The 18993-nt window shown below is 63.4% G+C and carries 25 protein-coding genes and 8 pseudogenes; 12 read left to right on the forward strand and 21 right to left on the reverse strand.

Translation table 11 applies throughout. The features are described from left to right. Window positions 1-12: 12 nt before the first annotated feature. A complete protein-coding gene (locus ACFODQ_RS04175; RefSeq protein ID WP_377015264.1) occupies window positions 13-318 on the reverse strand; it encodes an Ig domain-containing protein in 306 nt (101 codons plus the stop codon). Next, window positions 275-415, reverse strand: a complete 141-nt coding sequence (locus tag ACFODQ_RS04180; protein ID WP_377015266.1) for a putative Ig domain-containing protein — start codon at window positions 413-415, stop codon at window positions 275-277. Before ACFODQ_RS04180 ends, ACFODQ_RS04175 begins: the two co-directional genes overlap by 44 nt. Window positions 416-1730: 1315 nt before the next feature. On the opposite strand from ACFODQ_RS04180, the gene ACFODQ_RS04185 reads away from it, so the two are divergent. The 7 genes and pseudogenes from ACFODQ_RS04185 (at window position 1731) to ACFODQ_RS04215 (ending at window position 5085) form a co-directional block, all read left to right on the forward strand. Then, window positions 1731-1880 (forward strand): hypothetical protein, encoded by a 150-nt coding sequence (locus ACFODQ_RS04185; protein ID WP_377015310.1) that lies wholly within the window; start codon window positions 1731-1733, stop codon window positions 1878-1880. Next, window positions 1823-2274: pseudogene (locus ACFODQ_RS04190) on the forward strand (chloride channel protein). Before ACFODQ_RS04185 ends, ACFODQ_RS04190 begins: the two are co-directional and overlap by 58 nt. A gap of 14 nt (window positions 2275-2288) precedes the next feature. Continuing rightward, window positions 2289-2453, forward strand: coding sequence for a hypothetical protein (locus ACFODQ_RS04195; protein ID WP_377015268.1), 165 nt, complete (start codon window positions 2289-2291; stop codon window positions 2451-2453). Between the two features lie 141 nt (window positions 2454-2594). Beyond that, window positions 2595-2690 (forward strand): annotated as a pseudogene (locus ACFODQ_RS04200) (hypothetical protein); the annotation flags it as partial. Between the two features lie 94 nt (window positions 2691-2784). Continuing rightward, window positions 2785-2874 carry a chloride channel protein gene (locus ACFODQ_RS04205; RefSeq protein WP_377015306.1) on the forward strand — a complete coding sequence of 30 codons (90 nt, stop codon included), beginning with the start codon at window positions 2785-2787 and terminating at the stop codon, window positions 2872-2874. A gap of 1495 nt (window positions 2875-4369) precedes the next feature. After that, window positions 4370-4594, forward strand: a complete 225-nt coding sequence (locus ACFODQ_RS04210; RefSeq protein WP_377015270.1) for a hypothetical protein — start codon at window positions 4370-4372, stop codon at window positions 4592-4594. 230 nt (window positions 4595-4824) lie between these two features. Then, window positions 4825-5085 (forward strand): hypothetical protein, encoded by a 261-nt coding sequence (locus tag ACFODQ_RS04215; RefSeq protein ID WP_377015272.1) that lies wholly within the window; start codon window positions 4825-4827, stop codon window positions 5083-5085. Between the two features lie 420 nt (window positions 5086-5505). Here the strand turns inward: ACFODQ_RS04215 and ACFODQ_RS04220 are convergent, their stop codons facing one another. Beyond that, window positions 5506-5880, reverse strand: coding sequence for a PRC-barrel domain-containing protein (locus ACFODQ_RS04220; protein ID WP_377015274.1), 375 nt, complete (start codon window positions 5878-5880; stop codon window positions 5506-5508). Window positions 5881-6193: 313 nt separating this feature from the next. Here ACFODQ_RS04220 and ACFODQ_RS04225 point away from each other — a divergent pair, with 313 nt between their 5' ends. Beyond that, window positions 6194-6334 (forward strand): hypothetical protein, encoded by a 141-nt coding sequence (locus ACFODQ_RS04225; protein WP_377015276.1) that lies wholly within the window; start codon window positions 6194-6196, stop codon window positions 6332-6334. Then, complete coding sequence (locus tag ACFODQ_RS04230) at window positions 6331-6708, forward strand: IPTL-CTERM sorting domain-containing protein (protein ID WP_377015278.1); 378 nt, start codon at window positions 6331-6333, stop codon at window positions 6706-6708. Before ACFODQ_RS04225 ends, ACFODQ_RS04230 begins: the two co-directional genes overlap by 4 nt. Before the next feature lie 45 nt (window positions 6709-6753). On the opposite strand, the pseudogene ACFODQ_RS04235 reads toward ACFODQ_RS04230, so the two are convergent. The 3 genes and pseudogenes from ACFODQ_RS04235 to ACFODQ_RS04245 all read right to left on the reverse strand — a co-directional run bounded on the left by ACFODQ_RS04235 (window position 6754) and on the right by ACFODQ_RS04245 (window position 8127). After that, window positions 6754-7288 (reverse strand): annotated as a pseudogene (locus tag ACFODQ_RS04235) (Dps family protein). Window positions 7289-7559: 271 nt separating this feature from the next. Beyond that, entirely contained in the window at window positions 7560-7718 is a 159-nt protein-coding gene (locus ACFODQ_RS04240; RefSeq protein WP_377015280.1) for a helix-turn-helix transcriptional regulator, read from the reverse strand. 148 nt (window positions 7719-7866) lie between these two features. After that, window positions 7867-8127: a hypothetical protein gene (locus ACFODQ_RS04245; protein ID WP_377015282.1), complete on the reverse strand. Its 261-nt coding sequence runs from the start codon at window positions 8125-8127 to the stop codon at window positions 7867-7869. A gap of 278 nt (window positions 8128-8405) precedes the next feature. On the opposite strand from ACFODQ_RS04245, the gene ACFODQ_RS04250 reads away from it, so the two are divergent. Both ACFODQ_RS04250 and ACFODQ_RS04255 read left to right on the forward strand, forming a co-directional pair. Further along, a complete protein-coding gene (locus ACFODQ_RS04250) occupies window positions 8406-8870 on the forward strand; it encodes a hypothetical protein (protein ID WP_377015284.1) in 465 nt (154 codons plus the stop codon). A 151-nt stretch (window positions 8871-9021) separates the two neighbouring features. Further along, the gene (locus ACFODQ_RS04255) at window positions 9022-9195 is read left to right on the forward strand and encodes a hypothetical protein (RefSeq protein ID WP_377015286.1); all 174 of its coding nucleotides are present in this window, start codon (window positions 9022-9024) and stop codon (window positions 9193-9195) included. 275 nt (window positions 9196-9470) lie between these two features. On the opposite strand, the gene ACFODQ_RS04260 is transcribed toward ACFODQ_RS04255, so the two are convergent. From ACFODQ_RS04260 to ACFODQ_RS04310, 11 genes and pseudogenes are all read right to left on the reverse strand, one after another. Beyond that, window positions 9471-9905: a phospholipase D-like domain-containing protein gene (locus tag ACFODQ_RS04260; protein ID WP_377015288.1), complete on the reverse strand. Its 435-nt coding sequence runs from the start codon at window positions 9903-9905 to the stop codon at window positions 9471-9473. Continuing rightward, window positions 9821-10075: a hypothetical protein gene (locus tag ACFODQ_RS04265; protein WP_377015312.1), complete on the reverse strand. Its 255-nt coding sequence runs from the start codon at window positions 10073-10075 to the stop codon at window positions 9821-9823. Before ACFODQ_RS04265 ends, ACFODQ_RS04260 begins: the two co-directional genes overlap by 85 nt. Window positions 10076-10086: 11 nt before the next feature. Next, window positions 10087-10803 (reverse strand): phospholipase D-like domain-containing protein, encoded by a 717-nt coding sequence (locus ACFODQ_RS04270; RefSeq protein ID WP_377015290.1) that lies wholly within the window; start codon window positions 10801-10803, stop codon window positions 10087-10089. Beyond that, window positions 10686-11246, reverse strand: coding sequence for an ArsC/Spx/MgsR family protein (locus ACFODQ_RS04275; protein ID WP_377015308.1), 561 nt, complete (start codon window positions 11244-11246; stop codon window positions 10686-10688). The genes ACFODQ_RS04270 and ACFODQ_RS04275 overlap by 118 nt, the downstream gene beginning before the upstream one ends. Window positions 11247-11295: 49 nt before the next feature. Beyond that, window positions 11296-11478, reverse strand: coding sequence for a hypothetical protein (locus tag ACFODQ_RS04280; protein ID WP_377015292.1), 183 nt, complete (start codon window positions 11476-11478; stop codon window positions 11296-11298). A gap of 57 nt (window positions 11479-11535) precedes the next feature. Further along, entirely contained in the window at window positions 11536-11712 is a 177-nt protein-coding gene (locus ACFODQ_RS04285) for a hypothetical protein (protein ID WP_377015294.1), read from the reverse strand. Then, complete coding sequence (locus ACFODQ_RS04290) at window positions 11709-11855, reverse strand: hypothetical protein (RefSeq protein WP_377015296.1); 147 nt, start codon at window positions 11853-11855, stop codon at window positions 11709-11711. Before ACFODQ_RS04290 ends, ACFODQ_RS04285 begins: the two co-directional genes overlap by 4 nt. A 51-nt stretch (window positions 11856-11906) precedes the next feature. Continuing rightward, window positions 11907-12473 (reverse strand): hypothetical protein, encoded by a 567-nt coding sequence (locus ACFODQ_RS04295; RefSeq protein WP_377015298.1) that lies wholly within the window; start codon window positions 12471-12473, stop codon window positions 11907-11909. Window positions 12474-12836: 363 nt separating this feature from the next. After that, the gene (locus ACFODQ_RS04300) at window positions 12837-13154 is read right to left on the reverse strand and encodes a hypothetical protein (protein WP_377015300.1); all 318 of its coding nucleotides are present in this window, start codon (window positions 13152-13154) and stop codon (window positions 12837-12839) included. Further along, a complete protein-coding gene (locus tag ACFODQ_RS04305; RefSeq protein ID WP_377015302.1) occupies window positions 13151-13279 on the reverse strand; it encodes a hypothetical protein in 129 nt (42 codons plus the stop codon). The genes ACFODQ_RS04300 and ACFODQ_RS04305 overlap by 4 nt, the downstream gene beginning before the upstream one ends. Before the next feature lie 391 nt (window positions 13280-13670). Continuing rightward, window positions 13671-15305: pseudogene (locus tag ACFODQ_RS04310) on the reverse strand (ABC transporter permease). A gap of 253 nt (window positions 15306-15558) precedes the next feature. Between ACFODQ_RS04310 and ACFODQ_RS04315 the strand changes: the two are divergent. Further along, a pseudogene (locus ACFODQ_RS04315) lies at window positions 15559-16596 on the forward strand (ABC transporter ATP-binding protein). A 63-nt stretch (window positions 16597-16659) separates the two neighbouring features. Here ACFODQ_RS04315 and ACFODQ_RS04320 read toward each other — a convergent pair. From ACFODQ_RS04320 to ACFODQ_RS04335, 4 genes and pseudogenes are all read right to left on the reverse strand, one after another. Then, window positions 16660-17409: pseudogene (locus ACFODQ_RS04320) on the reverse strand (lysophospholipid acyltransferase family protein). A 7-nt stretch (window positions 17410-17416) separates the two neighbouring features. Then, window positions 17417-17767 carry a Holliday junction resolvase RuvX gene (gene ruvX / locus ACFODQ_RS04325; protein WP_377015304.1) on the reverse strand — a complete coding sequence of 117 codons (351 nt, stop codon included), beginning with the start codon at window positions 17765-17767 and terminating at the stop codon, window positions 17417-17419. Between the two features lie 106 nt (window positions 17768-17873). Further along, window positions 17874-18414 (reverse strand): annotated as a pseudogene (locus tag ACFODQ_RS04330) (YqgE/AlgH family protein). Window positions 18415-18596: 182 nt separating this feature from the next. Further along, a pseudogene (locus tag ACFODQ_RS04335) lies at window positions 18597-18993 on the reverse strand (response regulator); the annotation flags it as partial.

Genomic DNA, 18993 nt, shown 5'->3' on the forward strand with positions numbered 1-18993 from the left:
TATAGCTCTGCGTCACGCTGTTGACGGCAGCCTTGGTCGCGCTAGCCAAGCTGATGGCCGTGCTATCCGAACCGTGACACTAAAGGTACTGATCTGGGTCTTTGTGGGTGTGCCTGTGATCGCTCCCGTTGTCAGATCCAGGCTCAAGCCCTGGCAGTTCACCATCGAGCACCAGGTGGTAGGGCGCCACGCCCCTGAAACCCCAATACTGGCGGTGTACGTCTTGCCGACTTGACCATTGGGCAAGCTGGGGTTGACGGTCAGATCCAGTGGATCAATGACGAGCGTGATATTTGTGCTCTTGTCCCCGGTTCGCACTGTCAACCACCGAAATGGTGACCTGCGCAGTGGTCGCCTCCGACGGCACACCACTGATAACTCCCGTCTCGGCGCCGATGCTCCACCCTGCCGGCAACCGCTGGCCGACCAGGTATAAGGAGCAGTCCCCCCACCTGCAGTCATCGTGTGCTATAGGCCACGCCGATCTTGCCGGCGGGCAAACTCGCCGGTGAAATCGCCAACACCACCAGGGGATAGCCCACGCCAGGCCGCACCGGCTTGGTCTACGACCCAAAAGCGACCATTGCAAAACTGAAGCTGAAATGGGAATCAAAAGAGGTGCCCGCACCCGCCAGGGAAGTCTGGCCAACCCGCTGCCCGAAGCATCCCAAGCCGATACAACGCCCTGGAATAGGTAAACCAGTAACTCCCCGATGCACTGATGCCTCGGTTTTTGGGGATACTCGTTCTCGCCCGGTTGGGGGCCAAAGCCAACCAAGGCAACGCTGCCCAACGGACTACCCGCGAGGCTCCAACGATAGACGTTTCCTTCTACCAGTGCAATGTATTCGTTGCCGGCGCCGTTCAGCACCACCCCCACCTGCTGCTCCGTCAGATCCGTCAGAGTGACAAGTGGTGCAAAATGTGCCGGCAGCCGCCTGCTGGTAAATAGTCGCGTCGTTGAATTGCCTCGCGTACAGGTTTGCGCCTTGCGTGAACACCGACCGAAAGTCCAGTCCGGAGGCAAACTTGGCGACCAGTGCACCGGCACTGCTGTACTGCGCCAGCCGTTCGCCACTTGCGCTGCCGCCTGAAGAAGACCAGTAATGGCTACCGTCATACGCCAGCGTCATCGAGGTGCTGGCCAGTTCGTCTTTGAATGACAGGTCAGAGCTCAGCGTGCCATTGGTAAAATGCCTGTTGGGCGAAGCTGCTGGTGGCGGCTACTGCCGCAATGACCAAAGAAACAGAAGGCGTTTTATGTACATAAATGTTTCTCTGTAATGAGCACCCGCAATGTAACAAAAAACAAGCTATGTGAAATACTTTTAATAGTTGCTGTTAAACAGCCACTGAGCGGACAGGCACCTTTGCTGCAGTTCAGCGCGCGGGCTGCCGCTGCCGCCTCCCAAAAGGTTTGTTCGCTGCACGCTCAGCGCGGTGGCGTACATTGCGCCCCACTTCATACCTGGATCGCGGCGCGTTGTGCCGACCAGCGCATCCGAAGCGCGATGGGAGTCAGGGACTGAATGACGCATGTCAGGCTTCCTTTACATACACATCCGTTTTCGCCCCAAAACCTGAGCGTTATGGTCACGGGTTGGAAGGCGGCCTGACTGGCCACAGTCGAATTGACTAGACTGGCACCCTCACTCCATGAGGGCGCAATGCAGCAAGAACCCGATTTCGTACAGAACCTGAGGCAAGAATTCGGGGATGGATGGCGCTGGGTGGAGCGTTGCATTGTGCTGGCCTACGCTGCGGCAGCGGGCCTGTGCGTGGTCGGTTTCCGATGGTGGCCGAGAAGGCCTTTGACTGGTTCATGCACATCTACCACTCGCAAGGTGGCTGGGCGGTGCTGGTCTGGACTCCGTGCCTGACAGCAGCCATTGTGTGGGCCACACGCCGCTGGGCGCCTGGCGCTGCGGGCTCGGGCATTCCACAGGTCATGGCCGCGCAAGAGACGGCGCTCAACGACCTGCAGCGCAGCCGCTTTGTCTCGCTGTGGTTGTCTGCCTGCAAGATTGCGCTGGCTGGCCTGGGGTTTCTGGCGGGGCTGTCGATTGGCCGCGAGGGCCGTCCGTGCAGGTGGCCGCCGGCGTCATGCACCATGCCAAGCGCTGGTTTGGTCCGCGCTCAGGCATTACCAGCCATGCGCTGCTGGTGGCAGGCGGTGCAGCGGGCATTGCAGCCGCCTTCAATGCGCCGCTGGCAGGGATCGTTTTCGCCATTGAGGAGCTGTCCCGCAAGCTGGAATCTCGCGCCAGCGGCTGATCATTGCCGCCATCGTGCTGGCCGGTCTGATGGGCGTTTCCGCATTTGGCAACCTGAACTATTTTGGGCGCATCCAGGTGCCCAGCCTCAACTGGCACGCACTGCTGCCCGGCATCTGTGTGGCCTTGAGCTGCGGCGTATTGGGGGCCTGTTTGCCAAGCTCATGGCCGCGTCCCTGACCGGCGCGCCAGAGCGCCTCAACCGCCTGCGCGCGCAGTATCCCATCCGCTTTGCAGCTGCTGGCGGCTTGCTGATTGCCGTCATCGGCCTGTCCACCAGCGGCGGCCACCTTTGGCGCCGGTCCGGAAGAAGTCAAGCACATGCTGGCGGGAGAGGCCGAGTTGCCTGCGCTGTATGTGACGCTCAAATTCATCGCCACCTGGCTGTCTGCCTGGGTGGGCGTGCCTGGCGGGATCTTCGCGCCCTCGCTGTCGATTGGCGCAGGTGTGGGCCACAACGTCTCGCTGATGCTGGGGCAGCGACATCGCCCCCGCGTTGATTGCGATGGGCATGGCCGCTTTCCTGGCCGCCGTCACACAAGCCCCGCTCACGGCCTTCATCATCGTGATGGAGATGGTCGATGGGCACTCGATGTGCTGAGTCTGATGGCCGCCGCGATGCTGGCCAGCCTGGTCTCACGCATGATCGCCAGGCCGCTGTATGAGGACGCTGGCCAACTACATGCTCAGCCAGGTGCAGAGCGCAGCGCCCACGCCAGCGGAGCAGGCCGTGCAAAAGCCAGCCGCTTCATCCTGATCATCCAGATCGCCCTGGCCAGGTCCGTAGGTAGCGCTGTCCATCCCGGTGGCGCCATTGCCACTGCCGCGCTCCAGCGTCACTGTGACCGCGCCAGGTCATGCACAGGTGCCAGCTGCGCTTTGTATTGCGCGAGCGCCTGGGGTTATGGGCTGCGCACAGCCACGATGGCCGCACATCGCTTGGCCCGATCAGCGGCTGACACCGCTAGAGCGGGCTGGCGGCCTGCCAAACAATGGGACGGACGGCGCAGCCCCAAGGTCACACCTACGGCCATCTTCGTGATGGCCACCTGCTCAAGCAGCATCCTCAGTGAGCACGCGCGGGCTCTATCGATGAGCAACCGGTTCAGGGCCTTATTCATACCCACGGTCAGACAATTATTAAACAACCATTATTAATTGTTTTGGTTTATCTTGCCATTGAATAAAAGCTGCGTTGATTGTGAACAATATGAATTTCCATCGCTATTTACACCTTCGCCCGCCAAAAATACAAATAACAAACTTCTTTAATAAAACCAAAGATGCCTGTATGTAATTGCGTTGTACAGTTCCAACTGTAAGTTTTGTTTTGCCGCCAAGCCCTTAAGAGACATGAACCCATAACTTTCTGCACATTCATGTCAAATATATGGGTCTTGACCTATTAGCCAGCAGTTATCAGGCAATTATCTCCACCGGGTTATCTGCTTGTGCAGCCATAAAGGCAGCCCCATACCCTGCCGCATTGAATGAATGGTGGGTATTTTTCTCAACCGAGCAGATTTTCGCCTCCCCCTAGAGAATGGAATTGAATCATGCGACAACAAATGCTGACCCTTTGCTGCAGCGCTTGCGATGGCGGTGCCTGGCTTGTCCAGCGCCGCGTTCGTTTCTGGCCCGGTGAATTACAACTTCAGTTCGATCTATTCCGGGACCTCGGAGAACCTCACATACGATGCCGACGGGGCGCTGTATAGCGATGAGCCAGTACTGCAGATTTTGCATTGACCATTCCACACAACCGCCTTTTGCCCACGCCGCCACACCCGTCCCTCAAGCCCAATTTGACACGGAAGCGGGCGCCACGCGCATCAAGGGCGCCTCAGGAGCGGCGGGCGAGGCGCGATCTACTGGCTGCTCGACCAGTACTAACCTCAGCTATTACAAGAATGGGAGCGTGGAGCAAGCGGCGAGCCTCCAGTATGCACTGTGGGAGCTTGGCAACGACTACGACGGAAGCGCCGCCAGCATCAACATCAGTGCAGGCGCATCCCGTGCTTTCAGAGAACGTCATTGAGTATGGCGGCTCGGACCAAGCCGCATTTGTAAGCGCGTACAACTCCTTGTACGACGCCATGAAGGCCAGTCTGCCGACGCTGCGTACCTCCTACCGGTCCGGCACCTACACGATGGACCTGTTTCGCAATCGCGATCCTGCCTACCAGCACATGGTGGCCTTGATCGAACGCGCACCACCGAACACCGTAACCGATTGCCGAGCCGACGATCACCGGCACCTCGCAGGTCGGCTCCACCGTGACCGGCAGCTACACCTATGCGGACAACAACAACGACGTTGAAAACCCCAGCGGTACCACCTACCAGTTTGTGACCAGCGCCAGTCCCAGCATCAGCAGCTCCAGCGACGGCACGGTAGTGGCGAGCGGAACCACCGGAGGTGCAAGCCAGACGCCCACCTACACCTTGCAGCCAGCGGACCAGGATAAAAAATATCTTTTTCTGCGTCAGGCCAGATGCACAAACCGGCGCAACCCCCGGGCTGGAGGTCTGCACTACCGCGCTGGGCCCGGTGACCGAGCTGCCACCCAATGTGGTGCCCACGGCCGTCCCGTCGATCACCGGCACACCCCAGGTCGGCTCCACCGTGACCGGCAGCTACACCTATGCGGACAACAACAGCGACGTTGAAAACCCCAGCGGCACCACCTACCAGTTTGTGACCAGCCCCAACCCCAGCATCAGCAGCTCCAGCGACGGCACAGTAGTAGCGAGCGGCACCACCGGGGGGCAGGCCAGACGCCTACCTATACCCTGCAAGCCGCAGACCTGAACCAATATGTCTTCTTCTGCGTCAAGCCTGCCGCGCCAAACCGGTGCAAGCCCTGGGCTGGAGGTGTGCACCAGCCCTGTAGGGCCGGTCACCACCCGCGTGGTGCAGCAGGCGCCTACACCGGTGCCAGGCTTGGGCCCCTGGGCGCTCATGGCTTGAACACGCTGATCGCCCTGCTGGGGATCCGGCGCCAGCGCAAGCACATCGGCTAAATACCATCGCCGATCACGGATAGCCACCGCAAGGTGGCTTTTTCATGCCACGCATGCTGGGCAGATGTGCCGGCGGCTGGCTCAGCCCGCATGTTCCTTTGCGGGTAGTTTCTGGTCGGGCGCAGGCACCTTGACCCAAAGACCACCAAGGCAAAAGCGCCGGAGCTGTGTTGCACAGCACACGGCGCTCTGCGCGACATGATCGACCTTAAGCAGTGGCCTTCGGATACACAAACTGGGGCAGGCCCTGCAAGGTCTCCTTGCTCGCATCGGGAGCAGCAACGTACTTGCCCACTTTGAAACGCGAGAACTCAATGGCGACATCGTAGGTGCCCAGGCCATAAAGCCGCCAATGCCGACAATGGCAAAAAATAAGATTGTCTTCCTTGCCGACGATCACATCATCCACGGTACCAATTTCCTGGCCGTTGGTATCGTGCACCGGCTCGCCGATGAACTCTTTCCTGACGCTCCAACCCGTTGCCAGAACCTCAGCCCCCCGGGGCGAGATCGCAAAAGGTGTATGGATGGTGACTGTTTCTTGGTTATCCATAGATCCACCACAAAATTGATGCAGGCTCAAACTGTAGCAATCTTTACGTGCACTGGTGCCCTCGCCAGGCCAACTCTCAGCAAAAAGGCGTGGCGTCTGACAATAGCGTCTAACACAGCTTCAACGCCCATGAAATCCCCAGAATACGGGATAGTAAATACTTGCAAATGCGATACATTTGTTTGCATTCCACACACATGGAGATTGCGATGAAAACATTGCTGTGCGCCGGCGCCCTGGCCCTGGCCATCGGGGGCTTTGCCTCGGCCGCGAATGCAGCGTTGGTGCAGTGGACCCTGACAGACGTGAAGTTTGTCGATGGCGGCACCGCCTCTGGTCCTATGTGTTTGATGCCACCACCCAGACCTTTAGCGCCATCAATGTGACCGCCACGGGCACGGAGGGCATACCGGCTGCCAGCTTCAGCAATACCTGCGATGGCTCCAACTGCGACGCCTACCTGCCGACCCGGCACAAAACATGATCTTTGTGCCTGCTGACACCAGCGATCTGACGGGCAAGCAAGTCATTTTGCTGGACCTGCAAAGCCCGATGACGGATGCCGGTGGCACGATTGCGATCAAGCCGCCTGAAGCAGAAGCGGCAGTCACGGTGGCACTACGGAACAAGGCCTTTTCCACCTTCTGCCCCGATGCCACCTGTTCAGGCCCAGGCGCCATGCGATTTATCGCCTCGGGTGAGGTGGTCGGTCGTGCGGTGGTAGTGCCTGCCGTGGCTCCCACACCGGTGCCCACCCTGCCCCCATGGAGCCTGGCCTTGCTGTCGCTGGTGCTGGCACCCATCGCCTGGATGCAGCAACGCCGCCAACGCGCAGTGGCAAAGCCAGCGCGGCGCTGAGCCAGGCACGGTCCCGGCTACTGCAACGGGGATAGCCTGGGGCGCTTAGCCGGCGTTGCGGCTGGATTCAAACAGGAACCAGGTGCGGCGCTCGGTCTCGTCAATCCAGTTTTCCAGCAGGCTGGACGAGGCAATATCGCGGTGCTCGTCGGTCACGTTGTGGGCTTCGCGCAGGCGGGCGGCGAGCTGCTGGTTGTCCTCACGCAGCTCGGCCAGCATATCGAGCGGATCGACATAGTCGGCATCGTTGTCGCTGATGCGCTGCAGGCGCGCGATGTGGCCAATGGAGCGCAAGGTCGTGCCGCCCACTTTGCGATGCGCTCGGCAATCGCGTCGGTCATCGCATAGAGCTGGTCGGCCTGTTCATCGAGCAGCAGGTGGTAGTCACGGAAGTGCGGGCCGCTCATGTGCCAGTGGAAATTCTTGGTCTTCAGGTAGAGCGCAAAACACATCGGCCAGGATGCCGTGAGGGCCGCGCTGATGTCCTTGGTGGCCCCGGCATCCAATCGCTGGGCGTTGCCAGCGGGGCCTTGCGGCGGGCTTTGATATCCGTTTTCGTGCTGCGTTCAGATTTGGCCATGGTGTACCTTTCAAACAAGCATTGAAGACAAACGAAGCGAGAGCGAGTGGCGCCAGCGGCCAGTATCTGGCCCGATGATGGCAGCCAGATGGCGGCGCGCATGTTGTTCAGCTCTCTTATTCAGAGAGCCACTAGCTTCATACCAAAGCAGAGAAAACCTGTCAGCCAATGCCGACGATAAGGGGCTAGGCACGCCCATGCTTGACACAGATCGCGATCGAAGCCCGGCGCGCTGCGGTAAGGGTTCTGAAAGATCGCCTCGACCGGCAGCTCAAAACACCACGCTGATGCGGTAGGCCAGGTCCAGCGACGGGTCGTGCTTGCCCGTCTCCAGCGCGTTGACGGCCTGGCGCGATACCCCCAGGCGCTGCGCCAGATCGGCCTGGGTCCATTGGGCCTGGGCGCGCAGCGTACGCAGATGGTTGTCCATCTCAGCTGCGCAGCCGCATTACGCCAGTGACGAGCCCCCAGACCACCAGAACAGCGGCACCACCAGCCAGGCCGGTGCATGGGCGCTGCGGCATAGCTCTCGCCAAAGCCCCAGACGCTGCACAGTATCAGCACCAGGCCGCAGGCGATCACCACGCTGCGGACGGCCTGCGCGCGCTGGTACTCGTCCGCTGCCTGTATCCACTGCAAGGACGCACGCAGCTGCGCGGCAATCGGCAGCGCAACGGCCAGCGCCAGCAGCCAGGCGCGGGCGTGCCAAGGATGGCATCAAAAACGCCCACGATGACCAGCGCATGGAGGGCGCAGTACAGGCCCATCCACAGCGCTGTGCGGAGGAAGTAGGCGCGCATGCTGGGGCTGGGGTAAGGGGGAGGAGGAGCGTTATGCATGGTCAGGATAAAGCGAGATGTAAAGTAAACCTGACTTTAGCAAATGTCAGGTTTACTTGTCAATGGCTGCTGCATCGCAGACCACACCTTCGGTGCAGCCGCAAGCCACGCCCACCCCACCCTCCACCGTTGACAAGGCCACTGCAGGCAGCCTGCCCGCACCGGAGCAGCAGCAAAATGCCACAACTCTGTGGACAATTATCAAAAGGCATCCCTGGGCAGCGTTGGTAACAGACGCGGACAATTCGATTTGGAATAATAAAAAATCAATTGAATTCTTGGATGCCATTTACGATGTTTTTCCGGTCCACACCACAGCCCCAAGCCTGGCTTGCCAGCTCGCTGCTGGCGACAGCCATGGCCGTCTGTGCCCTGCCGGCGCAAGCCCAGAGCCCCGTCAACCATCGACTGCAGCCCAACTCGCTGGCGCAGCTCAACACCGGCCAGCCCAGTGCATCAACCCAGCCATCGACGGACGTTGGCGCTTCCAGTACCTGGCGGCCTACGCGGGCAGCTCGCCTGCCAACTGGGGCAGTTTTGGTGATGCAGCCATCGTCACCAGCCGCAACGCGAGCTGGACCAGCACGCCAGCCAACAGCAGCACCGCGCAGTGGATTGGCCTCAATGCCTGGGGCGGCCAGCCCTACATCGATGGCGCCAACTTTGGCAATATCGATGGGCTGTTCCAGGTGCAGTTCAACCTCGACCCCGCGTGTCTCTGGGTAGCTTTCAGCCCTCGATGACCTACAGCGCCGACAACTCGGTGGTGGATATCTTCATCAACGGCCAATCGCAGCTGGCACGCGGTGCGGAACCTGGGGTCTGCCCCAAGCGGGCAGCGCCAACCAGTTTGGCTACAACGGCTTTGGCAGCTCTCGCTGGCTCACCATTGCGATGGCCTCGCCCGATTGCAAGGCAGGGGCCAACACCATCACGGTCTATGTCAAAAGCGGCAACCCCGCCATGGGCTTTGCCGCCGCCATCGCAGGGGCCAATGCCTGTACCGCCAATGAGGCGCCCAGCGCCATCCCTGCCGTCAATGCCAGCCCGAGGTCGGCCAGACGCTGACCGGCAGCTACAGCTATGCCGACACCGAAACCGACCCTGGAAGATGGCAGCACGGCAGGTACGCGCTACCAATGGGTGCGCAGTGCCAATGCCGACCTGACCCAGGCGGCCCAGGGTACGGTGCTGCAGTCAGGCAACACGATGGGCGCATCGGGCACGGTGACCTACACCACGCAAGCGGCCGACGACAAGCCTATCTGTACTACTGCGTCACCCCCGTGGCCCAGCGTGGCACCCTGGTGGGTGCCGAGGTCTGCAGTGCCGCCTTTGGGCGATCAAGACCACGACGCCGCCGCAACCGGCCACGCCCAAGGCAGTTCCGCTGCTCGATATCTGGGCCTTGCCTCGGTCTGTCGGCCTGGTTGCCGGATGGGGCCTGGCGCGTGCACGCAAACGACCGCAGGCCTGATGCCAGCCACCTGCGGGTGGCTTTGTGGTGGCGCTGGCGCTGCGTTGCGCCTCAGAGCTGAAAGGCGACTGCGCGCACCAGCCCCTCCCCTACATCGCGCCACCAGCCAGGGGCGCGGTAGGCGTAGGGGGAGCTTTGCGGCCATCTGCTGCTCAGACCACTGCTGCAGCCAGGCGATGTCGGGGGCGCTGTAGAAGGCGGTCATCGCCTCGTAGTTCAAGAACAGGCTGCGCCCGTCGAGGTTGGCCGATCCGCACAGCCCCATGCGGTCGTCCACCACCACCACCTTGGCATGCACCATGTGGGGGGAGCAAAATACCTCTGCCCCCCGCCAGCACCAAGGCGCGCAACGCGCGCTCGCGCGCCCAGTCGGGCCAGGCGGTGGTTGGAGCGCTGGGGCACCACCACGCGCAGGTGCACGCCGCGCCGGCAGGCCAGGCACCAGGCTTCGATCAGCGCGTCATCGGGCACAAAATACGGGCTCACAAGGTGATGGAGGTCTGCGCATGGAAGGCGCTGGCCAGGTAGAGCGCATGCAAGGTGTCGTCGGCATGGTCGGGCCCGCTGGGCAGCCACTGCGCCCAGGCCTGGTCCCCGCCACCCAGCGCCATCGCCGGCGACAGCCACACCGGGCGGCGCGCCCTCGGGCTGCACGCCAGTCCGCCTCGAACTGCGCCGTCACCACACCGGCCAAGGCCCCTTGCACGTTTGAAGCTCAGGTCCACCCAGGCCGGGTGCCCGGCGCTGCTGGGCAAAAAATACTCATCGGCCAGATTGCGCCCACCGCTCCAGACATGCACGCCATCGGCCACGGCCAGCTTGCGGTGGTTGCGCAGGTTGCTGCCGCCGCGAATGGGCTGGAGCATCGGCACCATGAAACGGCGCACCAGCACGCCCGAGCGCCGCAACTGGCGCAGAAGCCGCGACGGCAGCAGGCGCCAGCAGCCCACGCCATCGAGCAGCAAGCGCACCCTGACGCCGCGCGCGCTGCCTGCTGCAGCGCCGTGCCAATCTGGCGCCCCACCACATCGTCGGGCAAACACATAGGTGCACAGGTCCAGATTGCGCTGGGCCTGCTCGATCAGACGCAGCAACTGCTGCAGGGCCTGCAAACCATCCTGGTGAAACACCACCTTGGCATTGGGCTGGGCGGCATCGAGCTCCATGCTCGCCAGCAGCTGGCCGGCCCAGGCCGGCACCTGCTTGGCACGCTGCTGCGGCGCTGCCCGCTGTTGGGGATGACCGCATGCGCCGGGGGCCGCACCGCCTTGCGCGGCCCGAACACCAGAAACAGCGGCAAAAAGAGATAGGGAAAGGTGACCATGCCCAGCACCCAGCCAATGGCCGATGCCGGGTGCGGCGCTGGTGGCCGGCGCGTGTGACCAGCGTGTAGACCAAAAGCGCCACCATCACCGCAATCGTGTGGCCCAGGCCGGACAGGACGGTCACGCGCAGCATCTGCTAGCCCCCGTCTGCTGGTGCAGGGCTGCGGCTTGGCAGGCAGGTGGCCGGGCCCATCAGAGCAGATCGAGCACCCGCTCGGGCGGCGGCACAAACGGGCGCCCTTGGCGCTCACCACAATCGGCCGGTTGAGGAGCTCGGGGTGGGCGGCAATCTGCGCGATCAGCTCGGCATCGCTCAGGCCTTCGAGCCCAGGTCCAGTTCCTGGTAAATGGCTTCCTTGCTACGCATCACCTCGCGCACTGGCAAACCAGTTGGGCGATCAGCGCCGCCAGATGGGCGGCATCGAGCTGGGCATGGAGGTAGTCAACAACCCGGGGCTGGATGCCGCGCGCCTCAATCAGCGCCAGCGCGCCGCGCGAATTGCTGCAGCGCGGGTTGTGGTAGATGGTGATCGTGTCTTCTGGGGCCATGGCCCCGATCTTATTACAGAGAGGCTTCGAGCTCGGGCATGATGATGCGCGCCTTGGTCAGCGCCATGCCCAGATTGGCAGTGCGTCGGCAGACCAGCACGGCCACATACTCGGGGTGGTCTTGCCGCGCATGAAGATGTGGATCAGGTTGTCGCTGTTGACGATGATCTCCTGGAAGTAGTGGTGGCCGTCGTCCTGCAGGCCACGCGACTTCTTGAACATGCGCTCGATCATCGAGACATTGGGGCCGTTGAAAGGTCGGCCGTTGCAGCGGCCACCAGGTCGATCACCTCGCGCGGGTGCGAATCCACCGTGCGAATGGCCAGCAGCATGCCGGTGGCCACGTCGACATAGCCGGCAGCCAGGCATTCAGGCACAAAGGTGGCGACTTTCTGTAAAACGGTTCCATGGACATGAGTTGTGTTCCTTCAAAGTGGGTAGGTCAAGGGCCGACGCCAAACGGCGATCAGCCCATTTTTTCCAGCAGCATTTCCTCGTACGCCAGCAGCGCTCTCTCTCCTGCTGCTCGGACTGCACGTACTGCGGCTCGATCTCGCGCACACGGCGCAGCGCTTCTTCGGCGGTGACGCTTCAAATACCAGCCAGGCGGCCAGCACGGTGCCGGTGCGGCCCAGGCCTGCCAGGCAGTGCACGGCCAGCACGTCACCGGCCAGCAGCAGGCGTTTCATCTTGAGCATCAGCATCTGCAGCTGCGACACGAGGGCGGCTCGCGTCATGCACGGGCAGATGCACATGCGCAGGCCGTTGCGCGCCAGCGCCGCCTGGTCGATGTCGTTTTCGGTGAGCGACACCAGCACGGTGATGCCGCAGCGCTTCAAGGCCTGCATGTCCACATCGGTGTCGTTGACCACCCCTGGCAGCGGCGTGCCCGCCAGCTTGCCGGGCACCAGCCAGGCAAAGCCGCGCGGCCCGCGTGCGCCAGGCACAAAATGTTCGGCCGCCAGCACCGGATTGGCCAGCACCAGATCGGGCAATACCGCGCGCTGCTTTGGCGTGCGGCCTGCGCAGCGGTGGGCGCCGGCGCGGCAACAGTGACAGGGGCTGGCTCGGCCTGCATGGCCTCTTGCACCGTTCGCTGCGGGCCACCACCGCGCAGCTGCCGCTGCGCACAAACTGCTGGCCGGCGGGTGAATAAGGCGCAGAGAAAAAGCGCTCGGCGCGGCTCGTCTCCTGCACCGCGCCGCCGGCCAGCTGCAGCACATGGTCGGCCACGCGCTGGGCGTGGCGCTGGTTGTGGGTCACCAGCAGCACGGCGCGCTCCTGGGAAATGCGCTTGAGCAGCTCCAGCAGCAGGTAGCTGTCGTAGTCCTGCAGGTCGGCGGTGGGCTCGTCACACATCAGCAGCGCAGGCTCGGCGCGGCCTCGCGCAAGATGGCAATGGCGCGCTGGTGCATTGCCGACAGCTCGATCGTCGTGCGGCGCCAGCAGCGGCTGGATATCGGCAAAGCCCATGCGCTCCAGATAGGCCTCGCACCAGGCACGCCGGTCCAGCCGGAGCGCGGATGGCTGTGTTGCAGCAGTTCGGTCAGCGAATCGAGCACGCTCGATTGCATCAGGCGCACATGCTGGCGCACAGCTGGGCCGGTGCGTGCCTGCCAGCGGCTGGCCGGCATAGCGCAGCTGCCCCCATTGCACAAAGCGCGGGTTCTCGTCATTGAGACCGGCCAGCTGCGCAGCGCGGGGACTTGCCCCCGCCCACCGGCCCCATAAGGGCTGTCACGGCGCAGGGCGCAATCTGCAGTTGCAAGCCGGAGAGGATGACCTTGTCGCCATAGGCCACGCCCCAGTTGTCTGTTTCCAGAACGGGTGTTGGTGTTTGCACGCGATGGGAGCCGCTGGGCGGCAGTGGGAGGTGGACAGGGAGCAAGCCGGGCACGACCTCAGCGCGCCTGCCATCCGACCGAGCGGATGGTGACCATCCCGGTGATTCAAAAAACGAAACACCAATAGTCAATTAATGTTTCAAAAATGAAGTTTAGGGGGAAACCCGAAGTGATTGTTTGATCCAGATCAAATGCGATATAGGTCCGCTATGGATCCGGCGAGAACACCACAGAATTGCCAATTATTGCGGCCACAGCGCGCTGTGGGTCGACAGCACATGCAAGCGTATAGCCGGACCTGCCCCGCTGCGTCAACAGACAAGGCAAAGACCCAGGAGCCGAGGACTCTCAGCGCGCAGCCGAGCTGCGCATGGTGCGGATCAGCAAGATGACCGGCACCAGCCCCACCAGCACCAGTGCCAGCGATGGCAGCGCCGCCTCTCCCAGGCGCTCATCGCGTGCCAGCTGGTAGGCGACGACGGCCAAGGTGTCGCTGTTGAAGGGCCGCAGCACCATCGTCGCGGGCAGCTCCTTCATCACATCGACAAACACCAGCAAGGCAGCGGTCAAGGCCGAGCGGCGCAGCAGCGGACCATGCACGCGGGCCAGCAGGCCGGCGCTGCCCACGCCCAGCATGCGCGCCGATTCATCGAGGCTCTTGGGAATGCGGGTGTAGCCGCTTTGCAAGGCCTGCAGCGCAATGGCGGTAAAGCGCACCAGGTAGGCCCAGATGATGCCGGTCGAGGTGGCGGTGATCAGCGCGGAAAGCCCCATTGCGGAAACGCCTGCTGCACCCAGCCAACGGGCAGCAGCAAGCCCACCACAATCACCGCGCCAGGCACCGCATAGCCCAGGCTGATAAGGCCCACGGTGCTGCGTGTGACCCAGTCCTGGCTGCGGCGTGCAGCGTAGGCGGCCAGCATCGCAATGGCCACCGCCAGCACGGCGGTGATGGCGCCAAAGCGGATGCTGTTGCCCGCCCACTGCACAAAGCGGTCCAGCGGAATCACCGACCAATCGGCCGCCAGAGGCCGCAGCATGAACAGGACCGGCAGCACAAAGCCCAGCAGCACCGGCAGACCACAGACCAGCCAGGCAGCCAGGCAGCGCGCGCCTTGCAGGCGGTAGGGCTGGGCCTCGGCCGATGAGGCGCGCCCCACCCCGCTGGTGGACAAAGCGCATGCGCCGCTGCGCGCGCAGCTCCAGCTGCAGCACCACCAGCACCAGGACCAGCAGCATCGTGGCCAGCTGGGCGGCAGCACTGCGGTTTTCCATCGCCAACCAGGCCTTGTAGATGCCGGTGGGTAAAGGTCTGGATGCCAAAGTAGCTCACCACGCCAAAATCGGCCAGGGTCTCCATCATCACCAGCGCCACCCCGGCCACCACGGCAGGTCGCGCCATCGGCAAGGCCACCGTCCAGATGCGGCGCGGCATCGACGCGCCCAGCAGGCGCGCGGCCTCCATCAGGTGCGCGGCGCGCTCGCTCAGCGCCGTGCGCGCCAGCAGGTAGACATAGGGGTAGAGCGAGACCACAAACACCAGCACGGCGCCGCCCAGCGACCGCACCTCCGGCAGCAAGCGCCCTTCCCAGCCAAAGCTGGCACGCATCCACACCTGCAGCGGCCCGCTGAACTGCAGAAAGTCGGTATAGGCATAGGCCGTCACGTAGGCCGGCATCGCCAGCGGCAGCAGCAGCAGCCACTCCAGGTCTTGCGGCCGCGAAAATCGAACAAGGTCACAGCCGCCGCGCACAAGCTGCCCAGCACCGCCGCGCCCAGCGCCACCATCAGGCCCAGCGCCACCGTTTGTGCGGATATAGCCGGGCAGCACCGTGGCAAACATCTCCCGCACCACGGCAAAGGCATCGGCGTCATTGCCCGCCCCGGGCAGCCAGGCGCTAAAGACGTGAGCACTGGCAACACCAACACCAGGGCAATGGCTACGAGCAGCAGCTGACGACGGAAGCGGGCAAGGTTTTGCAAATGCGAATCACTGACGGGCCAAAAGCTGGCGATTCTACCTGCGCCCTTGCGAAGGATCCTCTGCATAAATCCCTGCCATGGCCTGAACGCGGTCTCGGGCGATCCGCTGCGTTGTCTCCCTTGTCAATAGCTTCGGCTATTCACTGCGAAAGACGCCTTGCGGCTCATCCGATCCGCGTCCATTCCATCGGGCGAGGGTTATGCAAAGCATCCTTATGGCCTTGCCATTGGGCGGACCCTCTACAATGCCGCCATGTTTCTTGAGGTCTCCCAACTGAATGTGCGCTACGCCGGGCCGCCCCCAGCCTGCCGTGGCGCAGGTGTCCTTGCAGCTGCAAGCTGGCGATATCGGGGTGCTGATTGGTCCCTCGGGCTGCGGCAAGACCACCTTGCTGCGCGCCGTGGCCGGGCTGGAGCCCATCAGCGGCGGCGAGATCCGGCTGCAAGGCCAGGTGGTCAGCAGCACCAGCACAGCCTGCCGCCTGAGAAGCGCCGCATCGGCATGGTGTTCCAGGACTACGCCCTCTTCCCGCATTTGAGCGTCGGCAAGAATGTGGCCTTTGGCATCCACCAGCGGCCCAAGGCCGAGCAACAAGCGCGCGTGCAAGAGGTGCTGCGCCTGGTGGGGCTGGAGAACAGCGCTGCGCGCTACCCGCATGAGCTCTCGGGCGGCCAGCAGCAACGCGTGGCGCTGGCCCGGGCGCTGGCACCCGAGCCGCAGCTGATGCTGCTCGATGAACCCTTCTCCAACCTCGATGTGGATCTGCGCGAGCGCCTGGCCCATGAGCTGCGCGACATCCTCAAGCCGCACGGGCGACCGCCCTCTTCGTCACCCATGACAGCTCGAAGCCTTTGCCATTGGCGACCAGATCGGCGTGATGGAAAGCGCCATCTGCACCAATGGGCCGATGCCACGACCCTGTTCCAAAAGCCGGCGAGCCGCTTTGTGCCAACTTTATTGGCCATGGCAGCCTGCTGCCGGCCAGCCCGCTGCCTTCTGCACAGGGCTGGCAGCTGGACACCCCCCTCGGTTCCATTGCCCGCCTGAGGCCCCAGAGGCCTGCGATGTGCTGCTGCGCGCCAGCGAGGTGGTGTTTGACCCGGCATCGCCCTACCGGGCAACCCTGCTGCGCAAGTCGTTTCGGGGATCGCAGTTTTTGTACACCTTGCAGCTGCCCAGCCAGCAGCTGGTCTACGCCCAGGTCTCCAGCCAGCTGCAGCATGCGCTGGGCGAGAGCATTGGCTGCGCGCCCAGCCCGAGCACCTGGTCTGCTTTGCGCCCGAGCACTGAGAACCTGTTCAATGACTCAAGCCCGTTACGCGCGGGTCTCAAGCCCAACAAATCTCGTCCGTATCAGCGCTGCACCTGGCGCAACTGGTCCACTGCCGCCTGCAGCTCGGCCGACCAGTCGCGCCCGTTGGGCCTGCGCTGCTTTGCGGCTCGCCATAGTTGAGCTGGGCCACCAGCGGCGGGGCCGTCACCGTGCGCCAGATGGAGCCCAGCAGGCTCTCATCGCCGACATAGCTGGGGGCGCTGCTCATGCGGCCGCTGTGCTTGTCGTAAAAGCACAGGCCCAGCGCAGCACCGGGGCCTCAGCGGCAATCGCCGATTGCAGCAGGTTCGCATGGAAGGTAGCAGCTGCTGGCCATCACCGGTGGTGCCTTCGGGAAACACGGCGACCATATCGCCGTTGCGCATGGCCTCTTCCATGCGGCTGACGGTGCGCATCGCATCGCGCCGGGAGTTGCGCTCGATGAACAAGGTGCCCGCAGCGCTGGCGAGCCCGCCAATCACCGGCCAGCCTTGACGTCGGACTTGGAGACAAAGCGGCAGTGCCGGGCCGCATGGATGGCCGGAATATCGAGCCAGGACAGGTGGTTGGCAACAATCGCAAGGGGCCCTGCTGGGGCACGGCGCCAGCACGCGCAGCTCGATGCCGCAAAGCTGCATGAGCTTGCCGGCCCAGCGCTCCACCGCGCGGTTGCGCTCCTCATGGCCCATGCGGCCAAATTTCAGCCAGATCGTGATGACCCCGGTGGTGATATGCCCGCCCATGCGCGCAAGACGCCACAGGCCGATGAGGGAGCGAGTCAGTACGGGCATGGAGGGTCTATAGCGGCTCAGTTCGGGTGGCCCACGTCAGGCACATCCAGATGCGCATGAACTGTTCAAGAATGATGCAGGCCGAGGCCGCATCGGCGTCGCGCGCAGCCGTTGGCCAGCGCTTCGGTGGTGCTGTAGCGCTCGTCCACCTCGAACACCAGCAGGCCAAAGCGCCCCCGCAGCTGGCGCGCAAAACGCAGCGCCAGCGCCGTGTTCTCATGGGCGGGGCCATCGGGGTGAAAGGAATGCCGACCACCAGCGCATCGGGCTGCCACTGCGCAATCAGGCTCTCCATCGGGGTAAAGCGGGCTTTTCCTTCGGCATGGATCGTCGGCAGCGGCCGGGCCGTGCCCAGCATGCGGGTGCCAAAGGCAGCGCCGGTGCGCCTTCATGCCAAAGTCAAAAGGCGATAAAGCTTTGCATGCGCGCAGCCTCGGCCAGCAAAGGCTTGGTGGCCGCGTCCGTCATGCGCGGCCTGCGGCGGCAGACAGGGCCCAGGGCTGCACACCCAGCAGCGCCAGCGCGGTGTCATAGCGCTCGCCACAGGGGTGTCAAAAATCACGCCGGCATCGGCATGCACCGTGAGCCAGGCGTTTTCGGTGATCTCCGACTCCAGCTGGCCTTCGCCCCAGGTCGAATAACCAGCGAGACCAGCACCCGGTGCGGGCCGGCGCCGGGGACAGCGCTTCGAGCACATCGCGCGAGGTGGTCATCTCCAGCCGCGGGAATGTCAGGGTCGCCGAGTACGCCGACTCATCGACGGCGCCCGACTCGATCACGATCCGATCGTGCAGCACAAAGCCGCGCTCGGTGTGCACCGGGCCGCCCTGGAAACACGGGCTCGAGCTCCAGGTCTCACGGCGCAGCGGCAGGTCGACCTTGTCAACAGCTTGCCATCGTGATGTCCGAGGGCTTGTTGATGATGATGCCCAGCGCGCCTTTTTCGCTGTGCTCACACACATAGACCACGCTGCGGCCAAACATCTCGTCTTGCATGCCAGGCATCGCAATCAGAAAGTGGTGGGTGAGTTCATGGTCCCGGAAGTGTCAGTCTCAGCGCTCAGGGGAACCATTGTACGGGCAGGCTGCCGCCCTTTTGTCTGCACAGCCCTCTGCATGCGCTGCCTGGCGCGCATAAAAAAAGGGCTGCCCGCAGGCAGCCCTTCTGGCAGGAGCCCTCCACCCGATCAGTGCAGCGTGCCGGCGTCGGCCGCCTTGATCTCGTGGTCCAGCACGCACTGGCGTACCAGCGACAGCAGCACCTCGTCGGCATAGGGCTTGCCCAGGTAGTGGTCCACGCCCAGGCTGGCGGCGTGCTCGCGGTGCTTGTCGGCAATGCGCGAGGTGATCATCACCACCGGCAGGTCGTTCATCGCCGCATCGGCACGGATCTCGCGCACCAGCTCGAAGCCGTCCATGCGCGGCATCTCGATGTCCGACAGCACCATGACCGGCGCTCTTCGCGCAGACGGTCCAGTGCCTGCAGGCATCGGCAGCCAGTGCCACCCGGTAGCCTTCGCGCTGCAGCAGGCGCTGCGTCACGCGGCGCACGGTGATGGAGTCGTCGACCACCAGCACCAACGG

It is taken from the genome of Comamonas sp. JC664 (genome assembly GCF_042647185.1).

Excerpts from the sequence above, each read along its gene's own strand:
- ruvX (WP_377015304.1), bottom strand. The coding sequence starts at position 17,767 with ATGCTGGGCACGGCCCGGCCGCTGCCGACGATCCATGCCGAAGGAAAA.
- ACFODQ_RS04260 (WP_377015288.1), bottom strand. The coding sequence starts at position 9,905 with ATGGTGCATGCCAAGGTGGTGGTGGTGGACGACCGCATGGGGCTGTGC.
- ACFODQ_RS04230 (WP_377015278.1), top strand. The coding sequence starts at position 6,331 with ATGATCTTTGTGCCTGCTGACACCAGCGATCTGACGGGCAAGCAAGTC.
- ACFODQ_RS04280 (WP_377015292.1), bottom strand. The coding sequence starts at position 11,478 with ATGGCCCCAGAAGACACGATCACCATCTACCACAACCCGCGCTGCAGC.
- ACFODQ_RS04255 (WP_377015286.1), top strand. The coding sequence starts at position 9,022 with ATGGCCTCGCCCGATTGCAAGGCAGGGGCCAACACCATCACGGTCTAT.
- ACFODQ_RS04285 (WP_377015294.1), bottom strand. The coding sequence starts at position 11,712 with ATGATCGAGCGCATGTTCAAGAAGTCGCGTGGCCTGCAGGACGACGGC.
- ACFODQ_RS04245 (WP_377015282.1), bottom strand. The coding sequence starts at position 8,127 with ATGCATAACGCTCCTCCTCCCCCTTACCCCAGCCCCAGCATGCGCGCC.
- ACFODQ_RS04300 (WP_377015300.1), bottom strand. The coding sequence starts at position 13,154 with ATGACGAGAACCCGCGCTTTGTGCAATGGGGGCAGCTGCGCTATGCCG.
- ACFODQ_RS04240 (WP_377015280.1), bottom strand. The coding sequence starts at position 7,718 with ATGGACAACCATCTGCGTACGCTGCGCGCCCAGGCCCAATGGACCCAG.
- ACFODQ_RS04210 (WP_377015270.1), top strand. The coding sequence starts at position 4,370 with ATGAAGGCCAGTCTGCCGACGCTGCGTACCTCCTACCGGTCCGGCACC.
- ACFODQ_RS04205 (WP_377015306.1), top strand. The coding sequence starts at position 2,785 with ATGGCCGCTTTCCTGGCCGCCGTCACACAAGCCCCGCTCACGGCCTTC.